General features: G+C 60.4%; 19 protein-coding genes and 1 pseudogene. 5 read left to right on the top strand and 15 right to left on the bottom strand.

Annotated elements, in window-relative coordinates; genetic code table 11:
* Positions 1–14: 14 nt before the first annotated feature.
* From JFU47_RS01860 to JFU47_RS01900, 9 genes are all read right to left on the bottom strand, one after another.
* The gene (locus JFU47_RS01860; protein ID WP_201180402.1) at positions 15–920 is read right to left on the bottom strand and encodes a metal ABC transporter permease; all 906 of its coding nucleotides are present in this window, start codon (positions 918–920) and stop codon (positions 15–17) included.
* Positions 917–1,624, bottom strand: a complete 708-nt coding sequence (locus JFU47_RS01865; protein WP_111454544.1) for a metal ABC transporter ATP-binding protein — start codon at positions 1,622–1,624, stop codon at positions 917–919. The genes JFU47_RS01860 and JFU47_RS01865 overlap by 4 nt, the downstream gene beginning before the upstream one ends.
* Positions 1,621–2,553 carry a metal ABC transporter solute-binding protein, Zn/Mn family gene (locus JFU47_RS01870; protein WP_201180403.1) on the bottom strand — a complete coding sequence of 311 codons (933 nt, stop codon included), beginning with the start codon at positions 2,551–2,553 and terminating at the stop codon, positions 1,621–1,623. The genes JFU47_RS01865 and JFU47_RS01870 overlap by 4 nt, the downstream gene beginning before the upstream one ends.
* Complete coding sequence (locus tag JFU47_RS01875) at positions 2,550–3,257, bottom strand: DUF6162 family protein (RefSeq protein ID WP_201180404.1); 708 nt, start codon at positions 3,255–3,257, stop codon at positions 2,550–2,552. The genes JFU47_RS01870 and JFU47_RS01875 overlap by 4 nt, the downstream gene beginning before the upstream one ends.
* A 38-nt stretch (positions 3,258–3,295) precedes the next feature.
* On the bottom strand, positions 3,296–3,784 hold the full coding sequence (locus tag JFU47_RS01880) for a DUF6644 family protein (protein ID WP_201180405.1): 489 nt from the start codon (positions 3,782–3,784) through the stop codon (positions 3,296–3,298).
* Positions 3,785–3,816: 32 nt separating this feature from the next.
* Positions 3,817–4,305 (bottom strand): DUF6644 family protein, encoded by a 489-nt coding sequence (locus JFU47_RS01885; RefSeq protein ID WP_018927835.1) that lies wholly within the window; start codon positions 4,303–4,305, stop codon positions 3,817–3,819.
* 20 nt (positions 4,306–4,325) lie between these two features.
* Positions 4,326–5,735, bottom strand: coding sequence for an alpha/beta hydrolase domain-containing protein (locus JFU47_RS01890; RefSeq protein WP_242485034.1), 1,410 nt, complete (start codon positions 5,733–5,735; stop codon positions 4,326–4,328).
* 131 nt (positions 5,736–5,866) lie between these two features.
* A complete protein-coding gene (locus JFU47_RS01895) occupies positions 5,867–6,649 on the bottom strand; it encodes a hypothetical protein (protein ID WP_201180406.1) in 783 nt (260 codons plus the stop codon).
* A 66-nt stretch (positions 6,650–6,715) separates the two neighbouring features.
* Positions 6,716–7,099, bottom strand: coding sequence for a DUF6152 family protein (locus tag JFU47_RS01900; protein WP_242485035.1), 384 nt, complete (start codon positions 7,097–7,099; stop codon positions 6,716–6,718).
* Positions 7,100–7,344: 245 nt separating this feature from the next.
* Between JFU47_RS01900 and JFU47_RS01905 the strand changes: the two genes are divergently transcribed.
* Positions 7,345–8,682 (top strand): hypothetical protein, encoded by a 1,338-nt coding sequence (locus JFU47_RS01905; RefSeq protein ID WP_201180408.1) that lies wholly within the window; start codon positions 7,345–7,347, stop codon positions 8,680–8,682.
* A gap of 115 nt (positions 8,683–8,797) precedes the next feature.
* On the opposite strand, the gene JFU47_RS01910 is transcribed toward JFU47_RS01905, so the two are convergent.
* The 3 genes from JFU47_RS01910 to JFU47_RS01920 all read right to left on the bottom strand — a co-directional run bounded on the left by JFU47_RS01910 (position 8,798) and on the right by JFU47_RS01920 (position 12,331).
* Positions 8,798–9,361 carry a cytochrome b gene (locus tag JFU47_RS01910; RefSeq protein WP_201180409.1) on the bottom strand — a complete coding sequence of 188 codons (564 nt, stop codon included), beginning with the start codon at positions 9,359–9,361 and terminating at the stop codon, positions 8,798–8,800.
* 105 nt (positions 9,362–9,466) lie between these two features.
* A complete protein-coding gene (locus tag JFU47_RS01915) occupies positions 9,467–10,921 on the bottom strand; it encodes an aldehyde dehydrogenase family protein (RefSeq protein WP_201180410.1) in 1,455 nt (484 codons plus the stop codon).
* A 33-nt stretch (positions 10,922–10,954) separates the two neighbouring features.
* Positions 10,955–12,331, bottom strand: coding sequence for an aspartate aminotransferase family protein (locus JFU47_RS01920; RefSeq protein ID WP_201180411.1), 1,377 nt, complete (start codon positions 12,329–12,331; stop codon positions 10,955–10,957).
* A gap of 216 nt (positions 12,332–12,547) precedes the next feature.
* Between JFU47_RS01920 and JFU47_RS01925 the strand changes: the two genes are divergently transcribed.
* The 3 genes from JFU47_RS01925 to JFU47_RS01935 all read left to right on the top strand — a co-directional run bounded on the left by JFU47_RS01925 (position 12,548) and on the right by JFU47_RS01935 (position 15,955).
* The gene (locus JFU47_RS01925; RefSeq protein ID WP_201180412.1) at positions 12,548–13,522 is read left to right on the top strand and encodes a helix-turn-helix domain-containing protein; all 975 of its coding nucleotides are present in this window, start codon (positions 12,548–12,550) and stop codon (positions 13,520–13,522) included.
* A gap of 61 nt (positions 13,523–13,583) precedes the next feature.
* On the top strand, positions 13,584–14,324 hold the full coding sequence (locus tag JFU47_RS01930; RefSeq protein WP_201180413.1) for an IclR family transcriptional regulator: 741 nt from the start codon (positions 13,584–13,586) through the stop codon (positions 14,322–14,324).
* Between the two features lie 182 nt (positions 14,325–14,506).
* Positions 14,507–15,955 (top strand): APC family permease, encoded by a 1,449-nt coding sequence (locus JFU47_RS01935; RefSeq protein WP_201180414.1) that lies wholly within the window; start codon positions 14,507–14,509, stop codon positions 15,953–15,955.
* A gap of 26 nt (positions 15,956–15,981) precedes the next feature.
* Here the strand turns inward: JFU47_RS01935 and JFU47_RS01940 are convergent, their stop codons facing one another.
* The 3 genes and pseudogenes from JFU47_RS01940 to JFU47_RS33440 all read right to left on the bottom strand — a co-directional run.
* Positions 15,982–17,490: an MFS transporter gene (locus JFU47_RS01940; protein WP_201180415.1), complete on the bottom strand. Its 1,509-nt coding sequence runs from the start codon at positions 17,488–17,490 to the stop codon at positions 15,982–15,984.
* A gap of 98 nt (positions 17,491–17,588) precedes the next feature.
* Positions 17,589–18,344 (bottom strand): methyl-accepting chemotaxis protein, encoded by a 756-nt coding sequence (locus JFU47_RS33435; RefSeq protein ID WP_446739626.1) that lies wholly within the window; start codon positions 18,342–18,344, stop codon positions 17,589–17,591.
* Between the two features lie 102 nt (positions 18,345–18,446).
* Positions 18,447–19,718, bottom strand: a pseudogene (locus JFU47_RS33440) (PDC sensor domain-containing protein); the annotation flags it as partial.
* Positions 19,719–19,983: 265 nt separating this feature from the next.
* Here JFU47_RS33440 and JFU47_RS01950 point away from each other — a divergent pair.
* Complete coding sequence (locus JFU47_RS01950; RefSeq protein WP_201180417.1) at positions 19,984–21,432, top strand: APC family permease; 1,449 nt, start codon at positions 19,984–19,986, stop codon at positions 21,430–21,432.
* The last annotated feature ends 13 nt before the right edge of the window (positions 21,433–21,445 follow it).

The raw sequence follows: 21,445 nt of genomic DNA on the forward strand, positions 1-21,445 counted from the left end.
CATGCAAAGCCATTTCATACGCTGGCACCTCTGAACCGGGACGCGGTAGCGCGGATGACGGTGGTGACGACGAACACCAACGCGGCGACGATCACGATTGCGCCACCTGTCGGTACGGGTATGTGGAATTGCATGGGTGCCAGGATGCCGACCACGCAGGAAAAAGTCGCAATCAGGATGGCGCGCGTGACCAGCCCAGGGAGCGAATGGCTGATGTTGCGTGCTGCCGCTGCCGGTATGAGCAGAAGGGCTTCGACGAGCACTGCGCCGATGATTTTCAGGCAGGCCACCGTCACTAGGGTGACCAGTACGACGAACAGGTACTCGACGCTTCGCACTCGCACGCCGCGGGCATGCGCCAGGCTCGGATTGAGGCTGGCCAACAGCATGCCGTTGTACAGTGGAAGTCCGAGCAGAGCACACGTCGCCGTTACCACAAGCAGCACGTTCATGTCGGTGTAGTCGACCGCCAGGATGGAACCGAACAGCACGCTTTCCATTACGTGCGTGTTGATCTTCGCCGACACGAACAGCAGCAACGAGGCCCCGACCGCCAGCGAGATGGACAAGAACACGCCGATCAGCGTGTCATTGGCCAGCGTGGTGCGGTGCTGCGTGTACTTCAGCGTCAGGGCGAACAGCAGGCAGAAGCCGAACATTGAGAAGTAGGGGGAGGTGTAGGACTCGCCGATCAGCACGCCAATGGCAACGCCGGTCATCGCCGCATTACCGACGGCCTGACTGAAGAACGCCATGCGCTTGATCATCACCATCGAGCCCAGCACGCCCAGTAGCGGTCCGATGAGCACTGCACAGAGCAGCGCATTGATCACGAACTCGTACTCGAACGGTTGCGGCAGGATGCCACTCGCGGCCAGCGCCTGGAGCTGGTTGCGAATCAATTCGTACAGGGCGCTCATTGGGTAGCCTCCAGAGGGTAGGCGACCTGGTCGGGCGAACCATGGAACAGCACCCGCCGGTTGATAACGGTCACCGATTGCGCGATGCGCCTGACCTGTTCCAGGTCATGGTTGATCCAGAGGATGGTGACGCCGCGGCCGTTCAGCTCGGCCACCAGCGCCTCCACCAGTCGCACACCCGGTTCGTCGATGCCGGCGGTCGGTTCGTCAAGGATCAGTAGCCAGGGCGCCGGGCTGATCGCCTGCGCCAGCAGCACTCGCTGACGCTGGCCACCGGACAGGCTGCCAAAAGGTTTTGCGCCCATTCCGGCCACGCCGGTGCGCTCCAGCGCTTGGGCATTGGCCGCCTTGGCAGATCGGCTTGAGCCAAAGAAGGCCGGCCTGCGTTGACCGAGAAGGGCCATGATGTCGTTGACCGTCATCGGCACGTTGCGGTCGAAGTCCGGCAATTGCGGGACATACCCCATGGGTGTCGTGACCTCGCCTTCGAACCGGACCGTCCCTGAGTGCGGCATCTGGCCCAGCAGCGCACGCACCAGTGAAGTCTTGCCGCCGCCGTTCGGGCCTACCAGGCAGTGCAGCGCACCGGCTTCTACCCGGAAGCTCACTTTGTCGAGCACTTGCGTACCTCCCAGTTGCAGGGAGACGTTATCGAACACTATGGCGGGGCCGCGCATCGCTTGTTCCTCCTTCATCGCGTTCATCGCTGCGTAAACTCAACGGCTTCGGCCAAGGTCTCTAGGTTTTCGCGCATTGCTACCTCGAATTCGTCCGGGCTGTAGGTATTGCCGGTGATGTGAGACAGCGCGAACACCTTCACGCCGGTGGCTGCCTCGATAGGCTTGGCCAGGTCGAGGGAGAAATTTTTCTCGGCGAAAAGCACACGTACATTGGCCTTCTTGATAGCGTCGATGGTGTTGGCCAACTGGCGTGCAGTCGGCGCGACGCCGTGACGCGGCTCAATCACGGCGCTCACGAACAGGCCGAACTCCTGCATCATGTAGTCGTAGCCCGCGTGCGTTGTCGCGCACCGGAACGAAGACAAATCCAGCGCGGCGAAACGGGTCATGAAGCCGGCCCTTAGCTCCCGGATACGCGCGGCATACGCCAGGGCGTTTTGTCGATACACCGCAGCGTTGTCCGGGTCCAGTTCCCCCAACCGGCGAGTGATCTCGAAGACCTGTTGTATCGCTGCCGTGGTGGATACGAAGGTATGCGGATTGACCACCTTGACGCCGTCCTGGCCGCCGCCGATTGGAATGAGCGCAACCGAGGCATTGGCCTGGATGATCGGCAGGGTCGTCCCGCGACCAGCGGCCTTGATGATCTGGAAGGCCCATTCATCGTGTCCGATGCCGTTGACGACCAGAACATCGATATTCATCGCGCGGGTGATGTCATCGGGCTGCGGCAGGTAGTTGTGCGGATTCGCCTCCGCCGGGATGAGCGCAACGACCTCCGCCCGATCTCCAACGATATTTGCCACGAAGCTGTAGTAGGGATGCAGTGTGACGCCGATTTTGAGCTTCTTGCCCGAAGAGGGAGCCGGGCTGGCGAGTGCGATGGCGGGTATCAGCAGCAATAGCGCGATGCATCGGCGCCACAGTGCGCGGTGTTTCGTAGAAACGGTCATGGCTGAGTTCCTTTTACGCGTTCGACTTCGCTGGCACCGTTGTAAGGGATGACCTGGCGCCAGCCATCGCCGACCAGCGATTCGGGCTTGACGATGCCAGGGTAGGGCGCGTTCGGGTCGCGGTGGACCCAGATCGTCGCTTGGTTGGCCCACATGACACCGGCATGTGCGTGACCGATGACGAGCAGGTAGGCGCTCTGGCCCGGCGCGCGGCCGCCGGAGCCGTAGTAGACCGTAGCGCCCTGGCCCTGGGTGGCTTTCGACACCTTGCTGGCGGTCTGGTCTGCAGGCGTGACAGCGTCGGCGGAAAGCGCATGGGGCAGGTGGGTGCCGGGCAGGATCAATTGCCAGTGCACCTCGCCATTGGTCTTCCAGAAGGCGTCACGGTAGAAGGGCGGCAGCAAGATTTTCTGGGCATGCTCCAGCGTGATCCAGCCGCCGGTATCGTTGTTGAACCAGATGATTTCTTCACCGGCTGGCAGCAGAGCGCTGTGAATCGCCTGATCGACCGCACCCAGGCCATCGAAGGAACGCACCTGCCAGCTCAAGGTTATCGGTGGGCCGACTTTCTGGGGTCGCAGCGTTATATAGCCTGCCACGCTGGCGATGACTGCCAGGGCCGCAAGCAACAGTGCCAGCGATTCCCATCGGCCGGATACCGGGCGCACCACCTTGATTCCGCTGTTTGCGTGATCGCTGGGCATATCTGCACCGGATGCGCGACGCGGCGATAGACGAGCCATCAGAGAAACGCGATCCAGCGGCCGAGGAACACCACGCCCGCCCACAATGCCAACGAACTGAACCCCGCGACACGCGCCTGGCTAGGAGGCGTTAGCGTTGTGTCCCATTCGGCAATGCGGCGAAAGACGCCCAAATGGAAGATCCCCATGTTGAGCCCAGCCAGCAGTAACACGCCCATCTTGCACAAGAATGCGGTGTTCTCGGCATAGGTCGTGGCATTGGCGGCGAACATGAGCAGGCCGGTGATCACGCAAGCCACGAAAGCGACCCAGGTGAACGGCAGCAAATCTTTTATCAGCCGTAGCGCGCTGCGGCGATGGGAGGCAACGCCGAGCAGACGCAAATCCACGACGGCGATGGTCCCGAACACAAGGGCGATGCCGATCACATGTACCGATTCAAGGGCTGGAAAGGCGGAGCCCGACTCTCGGATGAAGGTGGCGACAGAGGTGTCCTGGAGGGCTTGTAGTGTTGGTTGAATGTCCATGGCGAATACCTGGGAGCTTTCGTTGAAAACGCTTAGATCGCGTAGGCGATCCAGCGACCACAGATGATGACGACGCACCACAAGCCGATCGACAGCCAGGCTAGCGCCTTGACAAGAGGAGGCTTGCCATCACGTTGTGCATCGTCGGCAGGGCGCAGAAGGGGGCGCCGTAAAAGCAAGGTCAGCGTGAACGCACTCACGACCAGGGCCATCTTCAGCCAGAAGGTCGAGTTGACGAGTACGCGATCAGGCTCGGCGATGATCATGATCAACCCCGTGAAGAGCAGGACGAGGAGCGCATTGCGCATCCACGGGTAGTACCGGCGAACGACGCCACGCAAGGGCTCGTCCGTGGCGAACACACCCGCCAGCCGAAGATCGGAGATGACCGCAGAGCCGAAGAGCACTGTGATAGCGAGGATATGAATGCTCTGGACGGTGGGTATGATCCAGAGAATGTCCCGGATGGCTGTGCTCAAAGGTGACGCATAGATCCAGGCAATGATGAGTGATGATGACATTTGCTGTTCTTCCCAATGGGTTAGAAGTCTTGAGGCGTTGCGATCGAACGCAGGCCCGCCGCATCTTCTGGCAGTAGGTAGCCTTCCTTGATCGAAAGGGCCTTGGCGTCTTCGAATCTCTGTTCGTAGTTGCTGAAGCTTCCATAACGCTGGCGAAGCACGTCCTTGGAGTAAGGCACCTTGGTGTCGTAGATCAGGCCGCAGCCGGTCTCCTGATCGGTGAGGTAGGTCGCACTGGGCACCTGGATCCACGGCGGGCGTACGCCCCCTTGCAGGTTGCCGGTAGCGGGGTCGCGCGCGGCGGTCTTGCCATCGCGGGCGACCCGCGGAGCAGTCGGCATGGGCTTGCCCTCGCGTACCCATTGGTCCATGCGATCCAGAAGCGACGAGACGACCAACTCCGCCGGTTCGTCGTACAGCGTCCGGCACCGTGGGTCGTCGCCCTTGCCGATGTCGGCAGCGAACAGTTCGGTATGCTCCGTACCGAGGTCAGCCAGCCGCAGATGTGGCATGCCGGTCACTTCGTAGTAGCGAACCTGCGGGCTGTCGGTATCCGGTGGCAGGTTGATGCCTTCGATCACGTCGTGCATCAGTTCGGACTGGCTGTAGACGGTCACGAACGGCGCGCCGTCGGGCGTCTGGCGCGGCAGCCGGATGACGTCGCCGCCCACCTCTCCGTAGGCCATGCGGCCGGTCATGTAGGCATCGATCAGCGGTCTTGCGTCGGGCATACGCCATTGCTGGTGCCGGCCCTGGTCGAGGTAGTCCATCCAGACTTGCGCGGTCACGGCCCAGCTATTGACGTAGATGCGTTGAACGTCGAGACCTGCCAACGGGCTTTGCGCTGCATTGGTTTTCAGCAGCAACGCCAGTTGCGCCCCGATGCCCTGGGACTGTGGAGCGAACGGATCGGGACCTTCACCGCGGGTGAAGTGTTCCGGGTTGTAATAGGTGCCCAGCGGCGCGTAGCGTGCAAAGTCGAAGCGGCGCATGAACTCGAAGTTCACGATCCGTCCGTACTGAGCGATCTGCTCGGCCTCGGCAGCCGGGGTGTCCGAGATGAACTTGGGATCGACTGTCGGCTTGTTCACATTCAGCGTGTACCCGACGTACGCGTAGCCGCGACGTAGTAAATAGTCGCGGGTCAAGATCCATCCCGCGGCGCGTTCGCCGAACCAACTGAACGGCTCGATCACGACCGTGCCATTGAAGCGTGCGGGGTCAGCCGGTTTGCGTACCAGAATACGTGTGGTGTAAGGCGCCTCCAGCAGGGTTTTGCCCGAGGCGGTAATGGCCGGGGCAACACCTTGCAGGTAAAACTCCTCCTCGACGTAGCCGTACTTGTCGAGGTCGCTGTATTCGGTGCCCGGGCGTTTCGCCGACGAAAGCGGCAGCTGTCCGGAGGATGGCACAGCGATTACCGTGGGCATGCGAGGCACTTCTGCGAACGCGGTCGACGTGACAAGCAGCGACAGCAGGACGCTTTTCAGCGTTGGTCGCAGGAGGCTGATTGTTGTCAGTCTTTCCATTTGGTCAGCTCCGATGGCGATTAATGGCGACTTCACTCGAGACTGAGGGATGCCTTGCCCTCTTTATCGATCACGATCTGATTGTTCTCGCAGACATACTCTTGAATGGCGTAGTTGGACCGTTTGTACTCGAACGTGAAGCGATACGGGGCCTTGAGCACCTGCGAGTCCTCGATCACGACCTTGTTTTCCAGATGGTCCGGCGCCGTCAGCCTGATGCGTTCCGTGATCTTCATGTCCGGACCGTGCGGAACGTCGTAGAAGCGCACATCCGTTCGCACGCGCTGTGTCTCCACGACGAGCGTGTCGCCTTCCCAGTGGCCGCGTGAATGGCCTTGATATTTAGGATCCAGCTTTTCTTTTGGTGGCATCGCTTCGTTCAAAAGAATCCGGCGAACCTGCTGGAGATACTCGCCGAGGACGATCACTTGCTTGTCGTCGTGAATGATCTGGATCGGGAAAAGCGCCGCCATCAACGTTGGCATTCCCTCGGGCAGGCATCTCGAGCTCGTGGTGGCCAACGGCGTTCCGGCCTCGTTCGCCACGGCTTCTTTCTTCTTCAACTCGACGTATTCGTCGGCGTAGGGCGCCTTCAGGTCCATCGGTCCACCCGGGTGCACCGGATCGTCCGGGTTCTCACCGAACCAGTCGTCCGGGGTTCTTTCCCAAGTACCACTGATGTCGGGGCGTGTGCCGACGCTGTGTTTGTCGTGCAGAGGTTTCGACGGTGTGGCGCCGTTGCATATCCCGGCGACAGTCACGAGGGCGATGCCCAGGAAGATCATTGCCGTGTTCAGGGTTCGTGTCGGTTTCATTGAAACGCCTCCGTGCTGCTGGTCTGGTCTGTTCGGCTGGGTAGTCATGAAGCTGGGAGGGACTGCTTATCCGCCGCCCGTGAGTACGACGTCACCGATCTTGATCTCCACGAGCAGTCCTCCTGGCTCACCGTTTTTCAACGGTTTGAAGGACACCTCGGCGTTGTCGCCAGCCTTGATCGACTCGGCGTTCCAGCCAGTGCGCTGCAACGCGTTGACACTGCCTGTCTCGATCTTGAATCGCTGGGCCGGGGGGCCGGGTGTATCGACGTAAATCGTGATGTGAGGGTTGGTCCAGGCGAAACGCTCGACGACACCCTTGATCGAGACCGTCTGGGTCTGGTCGAAAAGTGCGAACGAGTGGTGGGCACTGGCCACAGGCGCGAGAGCGCTGCAAGCGATGAGGGTCAGAAGGCAGAGCCCCTGACGTAACAGCGGGGGTGGTGACATAGGGATCATGACGGGTGCCTCGGTTCTTATGGTTCTTATGGGCCCAGCATAGGGGCGTAGCGTTCAGAGCCCATAGCCCAAAACGGCAACCATTCAAGGCATCGAAGATGTTTTGCAGCGGGGGGATATCGCGCAGGGGGAGGGGCGGTTCGCCCCTTGAAAGTGCTGATTTGGGTTACCGCTCTCGCGACCCAAGCCGGAACACTCCTGGCTCGCCTCATAAATATAAAAACAGGAGAGACGTCATGCGCACCCTCAGCTACGCCCCATTACTTTCGCTGGTTGCACTCTGCACATTTGAGCCGCAGGCACTCGCCTATCAGCTCTACAACGAAAATGATGGAGGAACTGTCCTTAACGCCGACATTTGGGCAGGGTATGGCTTGTTCGGCAGCAACAAAAACTACCTCGCCGACCCGCAGAGGGAGCCCGGCACAATGCGGTGGCAGGAAGGCTTCGCCAAATACGGCCTGAACGGCAAGACAGACAAAATCACTCCCGGCTCCATCTATGGCGGATTTAGCATGATCAGCACGGGGTCATGGGGCGATGGGGATGCGGGTGGGCTCACCGTCGGGGATGAAAGAAAAACGGCTGTGGAAGACGCTTTCCTGGGCTGGAAGTCAGGTGACCTGGTTCCTGCGCTGGGTGAGGACGGCGTTGATTTCTCCTTCGGCCGGCAGCTCGTCACGGTGGACGGCTTCCTGATCACCGATGACGGGTTCGCCCCCGGGAAGGGCTTCAATCCTATCCCAGGCGTCCAGGATGGCCGGTTCAATCGCGGCGGCGCCTTTTACCTTGGCCCGCGGTTGGCATTCGCGAACACGGCAGTCTTGAAACTGGGGGGGACGGAGGGCCTTCACAGTAGCCTGATGTGGCTCAAATCCGGCAACCCCGGGCAGTCGAAGACTGAAGTGGCTGCCGCCACCCTCGACTACACAACGCCCATTGGCTCGATCGGTTCGACTTACGTGCACGGTCTGGATGTTGACGAGCGATATGCCTTTGGTGATCGGCTTGAGCGCAAGGGCATGAACGTCTACAGCATTCGTGGGCAGGGCAATGCCGGGATCGAGAATGCCGACTTTGCGTTCGAAGTGGTGCGTCAGGAAAAACGTTCAGGGTCGCAGCGGGCGATGTTCTTCGACGCCGGCTACACCTTCGCCGATACAAAATGGCAACCGACGGTGAGCTATCGATATTCGCGCTATTCCGAAGGTTACGACTTTCTGTTCCAGGGAGGTTTTCGCAAGCGATACCAAGGTGAAGTCGCCGCCAATTACGCAGGTTCAGTGACCTCGAACATGGCGATCAACGACGTGCTCCTCTCAGTCAAACCGACCGAGACATTGACCCTTAACGCAATGGCCTTCAACTACCACCAGCTCTCCCGTACGCATGAGCAGGACTTCGCTGCACGTGAGGTCGACCTTTTCCTGGATTGGATGGTGACGGATAACGTCACACTCTCGCCGCTAGTTGGCTTCTACAAGCCCGAAAAGTGGCTCGGGGACGGTGGTCTGCAGAGCGGGAGCGCATCAACGAACACTTACTTCCAGTTCATCGTATGGGTGGCTTTCTAAGCCGCCGCTCTTCCCGTAATGACTGAGTCTGTTGCAGGTATTTTGACCAGGGGCCTTCGGGCCCCTCCGGTCCAACCCATGAGGCGTTGACATCTTGCGTCAACGCCCCACCCAGTCACAGCATGCGGCGCAGGACATCGTTACGAGGGTCCCGGTCGAAAAACCGGTGTTTCAAAGCGCCCGCGATATGCAACACGATCAGTCCGAGCAGAGTGTAGGCGAGCACTTTGTGCAGCCATTGGAAGACGGCGAACCAATCGTCATTTTTCGGAAGGAGCTCCGGCAGGTTGACCCCAAAAAAGAAAACCCCGTCACTCATCGTGTAGGTGCTCGACATTGAGTACCCCATCAACGGCACGATCACGACGAGCGCATACATGACACGCTGCGTAAGCCTTGACAGGAACCTTTCATAGCTCGCCAGCGTTTCCAGCGGCTGCGGAAGCACGGGGGTCCGAAAACGCAGGGCGATCTGAGTCAGGACAACCAGAAACATCAACAGTCCAAAGGATTTGTGCCACGGGTAATAGAGCTCGTACTTGCTCGCCACTTCGTCATTCAGACCGGTCATATGCCAGCCTGCCCAGAGGAGGCCTGCGATGAGCACGGCGCGTACCCAGTGCAAAATTCGCAGGGACGTCGGATACCGATCGGTTGTTTGTTGTTCTATCGGGTTCATCGTAGTCTCTCCATTGATTATCAACGGCATCAGGGATGCACTTTTGAACGGTCACCCTCGCGACACAGGGGCCGGAGGGTGATTCGGTCAGGACAGGGATCGTGCTCAGGAAGGCAGCAGCACGGTGATGACTTTCTCTTCTGTGTAGGCCACCGCGCCGGCAAACCCGCCTTCACGGCCGATACCGCTGGTCTTTACGCCGCCCCAGGGCAGGTTGGCGTCCAACGGGCTCCAGCAGTTGATACCCACGGCACCGGCCTTCACCGCAGCGGCTACGCGGTGCGCTCGCACCAGGTCGGTCGTCCAGACCGTGGCCGCCAGGCCGTAGGAAGAGTCGTTGGCCAGTGCGATAGCTTCCTCTTCGCTGTCGAACGTGATCAGCGTGCCGACGGGCCCGAAGATTTCGTCTTGGGCGATCGCCATGGCGTTGTTGGCGTTGGTGAAGATCGTCGGCCGGACAAACCAGCCCCGTTCAGGCGTTGATACACCGCCGGCCAGCAGCGAGGCGCCTTGGTCGATACCCAGTTGGATGTATCGGTTAACGCGATCGAATTGCGCTTTCTTGGCCACCGGTCCCATCTGTACACCGGGCTGGCGAGGGTCGCCCACGTTGACTGCCTGTGCGGCATCTGCAAGCGCTGCGCCGAAACGATCTGCGATGCTGCGGTGGACCAGGATGCGCGAGCCGGCTGCACAGACCTGGCCCTGGTTGGCGAACAGGCCGAGCGCACACCCGCGCAGCGCGTCTTCGAAAGAGGCATTGTCGAAGACAATCTGGGGACTCTTGCCGCCCAGTTCCAATGCCACGCGCTTGAACAGCACACCGGCGGTGCGCTGGATTTCGCGTCCGGCCTCGGGGCTGCCGGTGAAGCTGATCTTGGCAACGAGCGGGTGTTCGCACAAGGCGCGACCCACCTCATTGCCGTAGCCGGTGACCACGTTGATCACGCCGTCAGGGAAGCCCGCTTCCTGAGCCAGCACCGCCAGGTGCAGGGCAGACTGCGGCGTCTCTTCCGAAGGTTTGATGACCACGGTGCAGCCTGCCGCCAGCAAAGCGGCGAGCTTCCAGACTGTGATCATCAACGGCGAATTCCAGGGAACGATGGCGCCGACCACACCCACTGGCTCGCGTACCGTGTACGAAAGGGTCTTGGTGCCGAAGTAGCCACCGGTGGGAATGGTGCGCCCCTCAAGCTGGTTGGCCCAGCCGGCGGCGGCACGCAGGTTGGCGATCGCGTTGGGCAAGTCCATTCGGCGCGGTTCGATGGGTGAGCGACCGATGGCGTTGGCATCCATGTCGGCCAGCAATTCGGTGTCGCGTTCAACCAGGTCAGCGAGTTTCGATAGCAATTGACCGCGCTGGGCGCCGTCGAGCTGGCTCCAGGCGCCACCCTCAAGTTGGCGATGCGCGGCCGCCACTGCGCGGTCCACGTCCTCAGTCGTGCCCTGTGCGGAGCTGCCGTACACCTGTTCTGTCACGGGATTGACGAGGTTTATGCGACGGCCGTCGGAGGCTTCGAAGGACGCGCCTTCGATGAAGTGATTCAAGTGCTCAGTCATTTTGGGGTCCATGAGTGATGTGGAGTGGTCGGGTCACGCCTCGAGGGAGGCCAGGGCGTCGCCGAAGATGTCCAGTGCCTTGAAGAACAGCGAGCGTGAGATCGTCAGCGAGGGCATGACTCGCATCACGTTGCTGTAGCGACCGCAGGGAATCATCAGCACGCCGTGGTTCATCAGGTAGCCCATGAGCTGGCCGATCTTTTCGGGCGCAAGGGGGGCTTTGGTGGTCTGGTCCTCGACCAGTTCGATACCGATCATCAGGCCGCGGCCTCGGACTTCAGCGACGAACGGGCTGTTGAAGCCACGGATACGTTCCTGCGCCTCCAACCCCAGTGTGTGCGCGCGGTTGAGCAGATCGAGCTCCGGGTCCTGCAGGATGCTGATGTTGGTCAGCGCCACTGCCGCGGACAACGAGTTGGCGGCAAAGGTGTTGGGCATCGATCCGTCAGGAATTGCGGCCGCCAGGTCCGAACGCATGATCAGGCCCGCCATTGGCAGGTCGCTGCCGATGCCTTTGCCGAACGTGAGCATGTCTGGCTTCACGCCCGAGTGCTCGACCGCCCACATTTTGCCGGTGCGCCCTGCGCCGGATTGCACTTCATCGACGATCAGCAGCGTACCGCTACGGTCGCATGCCTTGCGCAACAGCTGCAGGAATTCTGGCGAGGGGGGCACATAGCCGCCTTCGCCCTGCACCGGCTCCACGATGACGGCAGCCACGTCATCGGCGGCGGTGTAGGGGGTGTTCAACAGATAGTCCACGTACTCGCCGGCGATCTGCTCGGCGCTTTTGTGAGTGGTGTCGAAAGGGAAACGGTAGGCATAAGGGTAGGGGGCGTGAATGACCCCGCCCATCTGGGCACCGTAGCCCTTGCGGTAGGCCGTGCCTGTCGTCAGGGAACCCGAGGCGTTCCACACGCCGTGGTAGCCACCATGAAAGGCGATGATCTGGTGCCGCCCGGTGATGCGTTTGGCGAACTTGATGGCGGCTTCAAGCGCATCGCTGCCGCTTTGCGTGAAGAAGGTGATGCAGTCGCCACGCAAGCCGTCGGGCGCGATCTCGGAGAGCTTGGCCGCCAGTTCGGTGCGCCGGGTGCTGTTGATTTCCAGGGCATGCATCAGCACTTCGGACTGTTCGCGGATCGCCTGCACCACCTTCGGGTGGCAGCGGCCTACGCTGCTGACGCCCACGCCGGCGGACAGGTCGATGTAGGTGTTGCCATCGGGGTCCTTGAAGGTAGCGCCGAAGGCGCGGTCCATGGCTATGGGCATGCGTCCGCCGCCGCGCGCCATGGATTCAGTACGTGCCGACAACGCCAGGGCCTCGCTGGTTTTGGGGCCGGGAAGTGTGCTGGAGATAATCCGCGGGGCATCCGCGAAGTGGAGGGATTCAAGTTTGGCTTCACTCATGACGTTCTCTCTGAATGTCGATTTAAGTGTGCTGATCATCTCCGCGACGTGTCTGTGGCCGGTAGCCCGAATCGGCACTTGGGTGGCCGCCCTGAGCGCACCTTCCAGCAGTGAATTCAAGATTCCATAAAGAATTATGCATAATTCTCACTATGTGCGAATATCGCATAGGAAGGCGATATAAAAACAAGAATATTGGCAGAGGCTTTCGACATCATGAAAAATCAGACTATCAGCCATTTCAGAGACGTCCATGTCCATGCGGCTACCGTCCAGGAGTGGAGCCAGGACTACAGTCAGCTAACGGCAGGCTCGGCCGAGAGTTCGCTGATGCAGTTGTCGACGGCGGGTGTCCACGTCTTTCTCGAGCAGATCAACCAGCGTGTCGTGCAGCACGGCGTGGCTCCCCGAGGCAAGATGTGCTTTGCCGTGCCGATCACCACCCCGGGTTCGATTCGGATGCAGGGGCGGGAGGCGGACGATAGCAGCCTGTTCTTTCTTCACGGTGGCGAGGAGTTCATGTTCCATATGCCGATGGGCATGGAGCTGCTGTCGATCACCTTCGAACGTGAATTGTTCGAGCAGGCGTTGGCGCAAACGGCTTCGGCGAAGGAGGTCAGCCTGTTGCTGCGTCAGCCGGTGATCAGGGTTTCCACGCCGCGCTTTGCAGACGCTCGTCGCCGATTGCTGGCGATGTTCTCCCAGGCCCTGGTGTACGAAGAACTCGACAGCACACGAGACCGGGAACGGGAGCTGGCGCTGGAGCAGGCGATGCTCGGCGAGTTGCTGCAACTCATGACCGACCCGGCCTGCGACAAGCAACAACGCTCCGCAAGCTCCACGCGCAGCTTCATTGTCGAGAAATGCCACCGTCTGGCGACCGCGGAGATGATCGACGTGCCCAGCGTGATCGAGTTGTGCCAGCGACTCCAGGTCAGTCGGCGTACCGTGCAGAACAGCTTTCGCTCGGTTGCCGAGACGACGCCGCTGAATTACTTGCGCTCTGTGAGGCTCAACGGCGTACGTCGGACCTTGATGTCCACCCGCGCATCGCATCTCTCGATCGGCGATGCCGCTGCCCAATGGGGCTTCTTTCACCTCAGCCATTTTGCGGCGGAGTACCAGGAGCTGTTCGCAGAGTTGCCATCCCATACCGCCCGCGCTGCCATCACCGGTTGCGCTCATGCCTGAACACCCGCCCGCTGAAAGCAGTGGCGGGGTGACTGTCGGCTTCACAAGGATGTCGAAAAAGATGAATAGCCTGCGCCGTCTGCTCATGGTCTTCGACCTGTTTCGCCCGGAACAACCGGTCATCGATGTGGACATCATTTGCCGGGAGCTCGGCTACACGTCCGCCACCGCCTATCGTTATCTGCGCGAACTCGGCGACGGGGGCTTTTTGAAGCGATTGCCGCGCGGTTACGCGCTCGGCCCACGAATCGTCACGCTGGAAAATCTGATGACGAACTACGATCCGTTGTTGGCATGCAGCCGGGACCTGGTCGACAAACTGGTCGCCGACACCGGACTGGACGCGCTGGTCAGCGAGTGGCATGGCGACTCAGTGGTCAACGTGCTGATCCATCGTGGCTCCGATGCCGGACCGGTCGGTAGCGGCAGGGGGCGGTCGATCGATCTTTTCCACAGCGCGACCTCCCGGGTCGTAATGGCCTATCTGCTACCGCGCCAAATCCGACGTGTTTACGACGCTCACGTGAACCCATCCGAATTGCAGCATCTGGGGCTGGAGTGGAAGCCGTTTATCAAGAGCCTGCTCGCCATCCGCAAGCAGGGCTACTGCATCAGTGAAAGCGAGCTGCACCCGGGGCGCAGTGGCGTCGCGGCGCCGATCTTCGACGAAAAGCAGCGCGTCCTCGGGAGCATGACCCTAGTGGGGCGCAGTGAGCGGTTCGGTGCATTTCAGCAGCGCTATCTGTGCGACCTGGTGACTGGCGCGGCGTCGGAACTGACGGCGCGTCTCGCTTCGCAGTGATTGGCGGATGGTGCTGTTCAGGTGATGGCGTAACAGGTTACCGATTTGGGATACCGGGGCGTTCATGGTGAGGCATAGGATCGAATCCAGCGTGCGACAAAAACGACAAGCTATCTCGGTGACGGTGAACGGCTTGCTGCATCGATCCTACAGCGACTGCCTCATACAATAAGGTCAAGAACATGAGCGTATCTATCCCGATCAACAGTTCGACGGAGTTGAAGCGTGGTGCCTTGGGTGTTGGTTTCATCATCTTTTTCGTGGTGTCGGCGGCGAGTCCGTTAAGTGTCATCGCCGGTGGCTTCCCGATTGGCATCATGCTGGGTAACGGTGCCGGTACTCCGGCGTTGCTGATCCTGGCGTTGCTGGTGTTGCTGGCGTTTTCAGTGGGCTACACCACCATGTCCCGGCATCTGACCAATGCCGGCGGTTTTTATGCGTTCACCTCCCGTGGTTTGAGTGGCCTGGCAGGCGGCGCGGCCGGGGTGTTGGCGATGTTTGCCTATAACATTCTTCAGGTCGGGTTGTATGGCATGTTCGGCGGGGTGGTGAGTGGCACCATGGAAAGCATGTTCGGACTGGTGTTGCCGTGGTGGTCTTACTCACTGATGGCGATGGCGAGCATTGCGATTCTGGGGTATCGCAAGATCGACCTGTCGGCGCGGCTACTGTCGGTGATGGTGATCGCCGAGTACCTGGCGATCCTGATCCTGGACTTTTCCATCCTCAAATCCGGCGGCGACAGCGGCATCAACCTTGATGCGTTTGATCGCAGTCATGTGTTCAGCGGCACACCGTCAATCGGCTTGCTGTTCTGCTTCGCGGCATTTATCGGCTTCGAAGCGACGACTATTTACGGCGAAGAGGCCAAGAACCCGCAACGTACTATCCCGATAGCCACCTACTGCTCGGTGTTGCTGATCGGTGGTTTCTACGCACTGTCGGTATGGTCGATGGTGGTGGGCGTAGGGGCGGACAAAATCGTGCCGATGCTGCAAGCCTTGCAGGACCCGACGACCTTTATTTACGGTATGTCCGATCACTTTGTCGGCCCCTGGCTGACTCAGATTATCCGGGTGCTGTTCATGGTCAGTATCTATGCCGGTCTGCTGGCGTTTCATAACGCCGCGGCCCGTTACTTCTACGCGATTGGGCGTGACGGCCTGTTGCCGCACCGCTTGGGTACTACCCATCGCGTGCACCAAAGTCCCCATATGGGGTCGGCGTTGCAGAGCCTTATCTCGGCGGTGGTGGTACTGATTTTCGCCGCCATGGATGCCGATCCGATCCTGCAGCTGTTTGCCTGGCTGTCCAACCTGGCCACGCTGTGCGTGATTTTGTTGATGGCGCTCACCTCCGCAGCGGTAATCTTCTTTTTCCGGCGTCACCCCGAACTCAAGGTGGGGATCTGGCGTGGGCAGATTTTCCCCGCGTTCTCTTGTGTTGCCCTATTGGCGGTCCTGGTACTTGCGGTGGTGCATTTCGATGTACTGACGGGCGCCAGCCTGGCTTTGTCATACAGTCTTTGCGCCATCATTCCCGCAGCCCTGCTGGGTGGTGTGTTCCTGGCGGCACGACTTCGCAAGGCGTCGCCGGAGCGGTACCAGGCATTGGGTAGCCACAAGCTTTAAGGTCCCCACGCAGAACCGTTCAACGCTTACCAAGGATGGTCTGCGACCTCGTGCGGCTGCGGCTGTCTGCTCAACTTGACCAGCAGCGATGCGATCAACAGCAGGACTGCCGACGCTGCCAGCACGGCAACAAAGCCTGCATCAAACGCCGCACGGGCGAATGCGCTCAGCATCGCGCGGCCTTCGGGTGACAACGTCTCGGCGACGACCAGCGCGTCGTCGAGACTCTCGAATGTCGCGGGGTTGAGGTTCAGCCATGGCGGAATCATCAGGCCCGCCGAATACGCATAAATCGCCGATAACAGACTGCCCGCAAGCGTCACACCCACAGCACCGCCCAGTTCAAAGGACACTTCCTCGATGGAGGCGGCCATGCCGGCTTTATCGGCGGGTACGCTGAGCATGATGGTGCTGGACGAAACGGTCAGTGCCGCGCCAATCGTCAAGCCCAACAGGGCAAGGCTGGCGATTTGCAGGTAAACCGCAGCGTTGTACAGCAAGAGATAGCTCAGCATCGCGGCTGACGACAGCAGCAACGTCCAGAACAGCATCCGCCGGTTTCCCAGGCGCGGCAGGTAGTAACCGGCAAGCGGCCCTGCGACGAAGGAGCCCAGTGGCAGAGGAAGGATGAACAATGCCGCCTCCAGCGGCGACATGCCGAGTACCAGTTGCAGGCGTTGGCTGAACACCAGTTCCATGCCGATCAACGCGGCGGCCGACACGACTGCTGCAATGACGGCATTTCTGAAGCCAGGTGCAGTGAACAGCGCCAGATCGAGCATCGGCTGTGGGGCACGGCGTTGGCGTCGAATGAACAGCGTCAGGAATAACCCACCCAGGACGACCGCCACCAGCATGCCGTCGAAGGAGGGCGCCCGTTTACCGAGTTCCTTGACGGCATACGCCAGGCTGATTAGCGCGATCATGACCTGCAGCGAACCCAGCCAGTCCCATCGTTTTTTGGCATCCCCCGGGTGATTCGGGATCAACACTGCGCCGAGGACCAATGCCACCAGCACAATAGGCACGTTGATCAGAAACACCGAGCCCCACCAGAAATGCTCCAGCAGCAGGCCGCCCACGACCGGGCCGAACGCGGCGCCCCCTGAAGCAACCGATGCCCAGATGCCGAAAGCCATGGCCTGCTCGCGCGGGTCGGCGAACGTCACCCGGACGATGGCCAGCGTAGCCGGCATCATCATCGCCGCGCCGACGGCCAGAAAGCCGCGGGCACCGATCAATACGCTGGCCGATGGCGAGAAGGCCGCGATCAGCGAGAACAGGCCAAACACACTCAGTCCGCCGATAAACAGGCGTTTGTGCCCGAGGCGGTCACCGAGTGTGCCCATGCCCAACAGCATCCCGGCAGCGATCAATGCATAGATGTTGATGATCCAGAGCTTTTGCGAAGCCGAGGCGTCGAGTTCACGGGTCAGTGTCGGCAGCGCGGTGTACAACACCGTCATATCAATGACGATCAGCAGCAATGCGCTGGAAATAACGGCCAGGATCAGCCAGCGTCGCGGGGGAATCATGGGTGGGGCTCAATAATGGATAGTAGGAAGCCGGCAACTGAAATCCATTCAAGATTTCAGCGCCGGCAGGCAGCTGTCAGATAGCCGGCCGAGCCCCTTTACACACGGAAGTGGCCTACAAGCTGCTGTTGATGGTTGGCCATTTCATGGAGTGAGTCACTGGCCGTTGAGGCATCGCTCATCCGTTTGGTCAGTGTTTCGCTGATGCTGCGAATGTCACTGACCCGATGGCTGATATCTTCCACGACCGTGCTTTGCTCCAGGGCTGCGCTGGCGATCTGCTGATTCATCTGTTCGATCACATCCACTGCCTGGGAAATATTCTCCAGCGCCGTACGGGTCTGTTGCACCTGGATCACGCTGCTGCTGGCTTGCTCACGGCTCAGTTGGGTGCTGTGCACCACCTCCTGGCTCAAGTGCTGCAGCATCTCTATCACCGTGCGGACCTGTTCGACCGAGCTCTGGGTGTTGCTGGCCAGGTGCCTGACTTCATCAGCCACCACCGCGAAGCCGCGCCCCTGTTCGCCCGCTCTGGCCGCTTCGATGGCCGCATTCAACGCCAGCAAGTTGGTCTGCTGCGCGATGGTGCTGATGACGTCCAGCACCTGACCGATCTGGGTGCTGCTATTGGCGAGGGCATGCACTTGCTTAAGGGTGGTGTCCAGACGCTGATCAAGGCTTTCGATGCTGCTCTCGGCGATGGAGAACACCGCTTGACCAGATCGGCTCGCGCTTTCGGCGGCTGTCGCTGCGTCGGCGGCGCCGTGGGAGTGGCGCGCCACTTCCTGGGCACTGGCACTCATTTCATGCAGGGCGGTCGCGGCCAGCTCCACTTCGCGGTACTGGCGCTGCATCCCTGCGCTGACTTCCCGGGCAATCCCCGACGAGGTATTGGCGCTGTTGCGGGTATCCAGGGAGGCGGTTTGAATGTCACGAATAATCGGCTGCAACTTGTCCAGAAAACGGTTGAACCCATTGGCCAATTGGCCCAATTCGTCGCGCCGCCCGGTGGGCAGGCGTTGGGTGAGGTCACCATCGCCATCGACGATGGCATCAAGCAAACCCGCCACCTTCAGCAGTGGGCGTGTCACCCCGTAGGCGGCCAGCCAGATCAGTACCATGCCGAGGCAGCTGGCCAGTACCCCCAGGCAAAGGTTGAGCCAGTTGGCCTGGTGGCTTTTGTCGTCCAGTTCGCTTTGCATTTGCCGAGCGGAAGCCTGCACCAGGTCTTGGGGAACCTTGATCTCCAGTTGCCAGAGTGGATTGCCTGGCACGGTTTGCAGAGCCTGGCGTATATCGAGGGTGGACCCGGAGACTTCGCCGCTGCGTCCTGCCACCTGGCCGGTGGGCGACACAATGGACACTTCGCTGTTGCCCTGATACAGGTCTTGGCCGAGGTCGGCAGCCAGCTTTTGCAGAGTATCGAGGCTAATGTCCATGCCGACCACGCCGAGGACCTTGCCGTTGGCGATCAGAGGGATAGAAACGCTGCTCATCAGGACTTTCTGGCCTTCCACCTCACTGGTGTAGGGCTCCACCACGCAAGTGCGCTTTTGAGCTTGAGGGCAGGTGTACCAGACGTTTGTCGGTTCGCTGCCGGGTGGCGCAGTGTCGGTGAAGATTTGCGCCTCGGTGAGCACATCCTGGACCAGTTGTCCCGGCTGGCTCTGTGACCAATACAGCGCAAAGCGGCCTTTTTCGTTGCTCGCCAGCGCACGTTGCCCGACGAAAGCGGCGTCTGCGCTCGCCAACGCGTCAGGCAGAAGTATGACGTACAGGCCGAGCACTTTTTCGCGTTTGAGCAGTGTCTGACGGGTCACGCTGATCAGCGCTTCGCGCAATTGCGCAGCCGTGAGGCGTCCATTGAGTGTTTGATCGCGCAGTTGCAGAACCTGTTGCGCGAACCCTTCGCCATACAGCGCCGTTTCGTTGAAAAAGCGTTCGACATGTTGGCCATGGGCAACGGCCTGGGCTTGCAAGCGCTCCACGGCGGCTTGCCCGAGCAGTTGACTGCTCTGCTCCTTCAGCAAATTTGCACTTTGTTGATTCTGGTACACCGAGGCGCCTACCAGCGCGCCGACGACAGCCAGCAGGCACAGCCCGCTCAGGAGTGTGATCCGCCATTGGATAGTGAGATGAGCTAAAAGCATGACTGAGGCTTCCTGCAGAGGGCTTTGGCTGCGATGGGCTGTGGACCTGGCCCTCGCTTTTATTATCGGTGCCGGCATCTGGGTATAGAGCGGGTGACGCTAGCATGCGGGAGGGAACGGGCAAGCGGTTATCCCGAATCGGCAAGGACTGCCGGATTGCCGGTGACGCATCGACCTGTTTTGGGGCGGCGCCTCGGATGCTACCGATTTGGGATAGCGAGCGGTTCAGGGGCGGGCATAGGATCGAATTCAGCGCGCAACTAAAACAAAACGCTAATCGGTGCCGATGGAATTCAATCGGGCCACCCCAACAGCGACTGCCTCATACAATAAGGTCAACAACATGAGTGTACCTATCTCGATCAACAGCTCCACGGAGCTCAAGCGTGGCGCCCTGGGCGTCGGGTTCATCATCTTCTTCGTGGTGTCGGCGGCGAGCCCTTTAAGTGTGATCGCCGGTGGCTTCCCGATTGGCATCATGCTGGGCAATGGCGCCGGCACACCGGCATTGCTGATCCTGGCGTTGCTGGTGTTGCTGGCGTTCTCGGTGGGTTACACCACCATGTCCCGGCACCTGACCAATGCCGGCGGTTTTTATGCGTTCACCTCCCGTGGTTTGGGTGGCCTGGCAGGCGGGGCGGCCGGTGTGTTGGCGATGTTTGCCTATAACATCCTTCAGGTCGGGTTGTATGGCATGTTCGGTGGGGTCGTCAGTGGCACCATGGAAAGTGTCTTCGGCCTGGTGTTGCCGTGGTGGTCCTACTCGCTGATGGCGATGGCGAGCATTGCGATTCTGGGTTATCGCAAGATCGACCTGTCGGCGCGGGTGCTGTCGGTGGTGGTGATCGCCGAGTACCTGGCGATCCTGATCCTGGATTTTGCCATCCTCAAATCCGGCGGCGACAGCGGCATCAACCTTGATGCGTTCGACCGCACCCATGTGCTCGGCGGTACCCCGTCCATCGGCCTGCTGTTTTGCTTCGCGGCATTCATCGGTTTCGAGGCGACGACTATTTACGGCGAAGAGGCCAAGAACCCGCAACGTACCATTCCGATTGCCACCTACAGTTCGGTGCTGCTGATCGGCGGGTTCTACGCACTGTCGGTGTGGTCGATGGTGGTGGGCGTGGGCGCGGACAAGATCGTGCCGATGCTGCAGGCCTTGCAGGATCCGACGACGTTTATCTACGGCATGTCCGATCACTTTGTCGGGCCGCAACTGACCCAGGTCATTCGCGTGCTGTTCATGGTCAGTATCTATGCCGGCCTCCTGGCGTTTCATAACGCCGCGGCGCGTTATTTTTACGCGATCGGCCGTGACGGCCTGTTGCACAGTCTGTTGGGCACCACTCATCGCGTGCATCAGAGCCCCCATATGGGTTCGGTGTTGCAGAGCCTGATTGCCGCGGTGGTGGTACTGATTTTCGCTGCATTGGATGCGGACCCGATCCTGCAACTGTTCGCCTGGTTCTCCAATCTCGCCACCCTCTGCGTCATTTTGCTGATGGCGCTGACGTCGGTAGCGGTCTGCGTCTACTTTCAGCGTCATCCCGAGCTTAACGTCGGGATCTGGCGCGGGCGCGTCCTGCCTGTTTTCTCCTCCCTGGCATTAGTGCTCGTGCTGGTACTGGCGGTGGTGCATTTCGACGTGCTGACCGGGGCCAGCCAGCTGTTGTCCTACGGACTCTGCGCCATCATTCCCGTGGCCCTGATCATCGGCGTCATGCTCGCCGCGAGATTGCGAAAGATCTCGCCGCAACGGTTTCTTGCCTTGGGCAGCCACAAGCTTTAAGGCCGCACTCGTT

This window comes from Pseudomonas sp. TH39(2020), from assembly GCF_016650715.1.
GTDB classification, from domain to species: Bacteria; Pseudomonadota; Gammaproteobacteria; order Pseudomonadales; family Pseudomonadaceae; genus Aquipseudomonas; species Aquipseudomonas mandelii_C.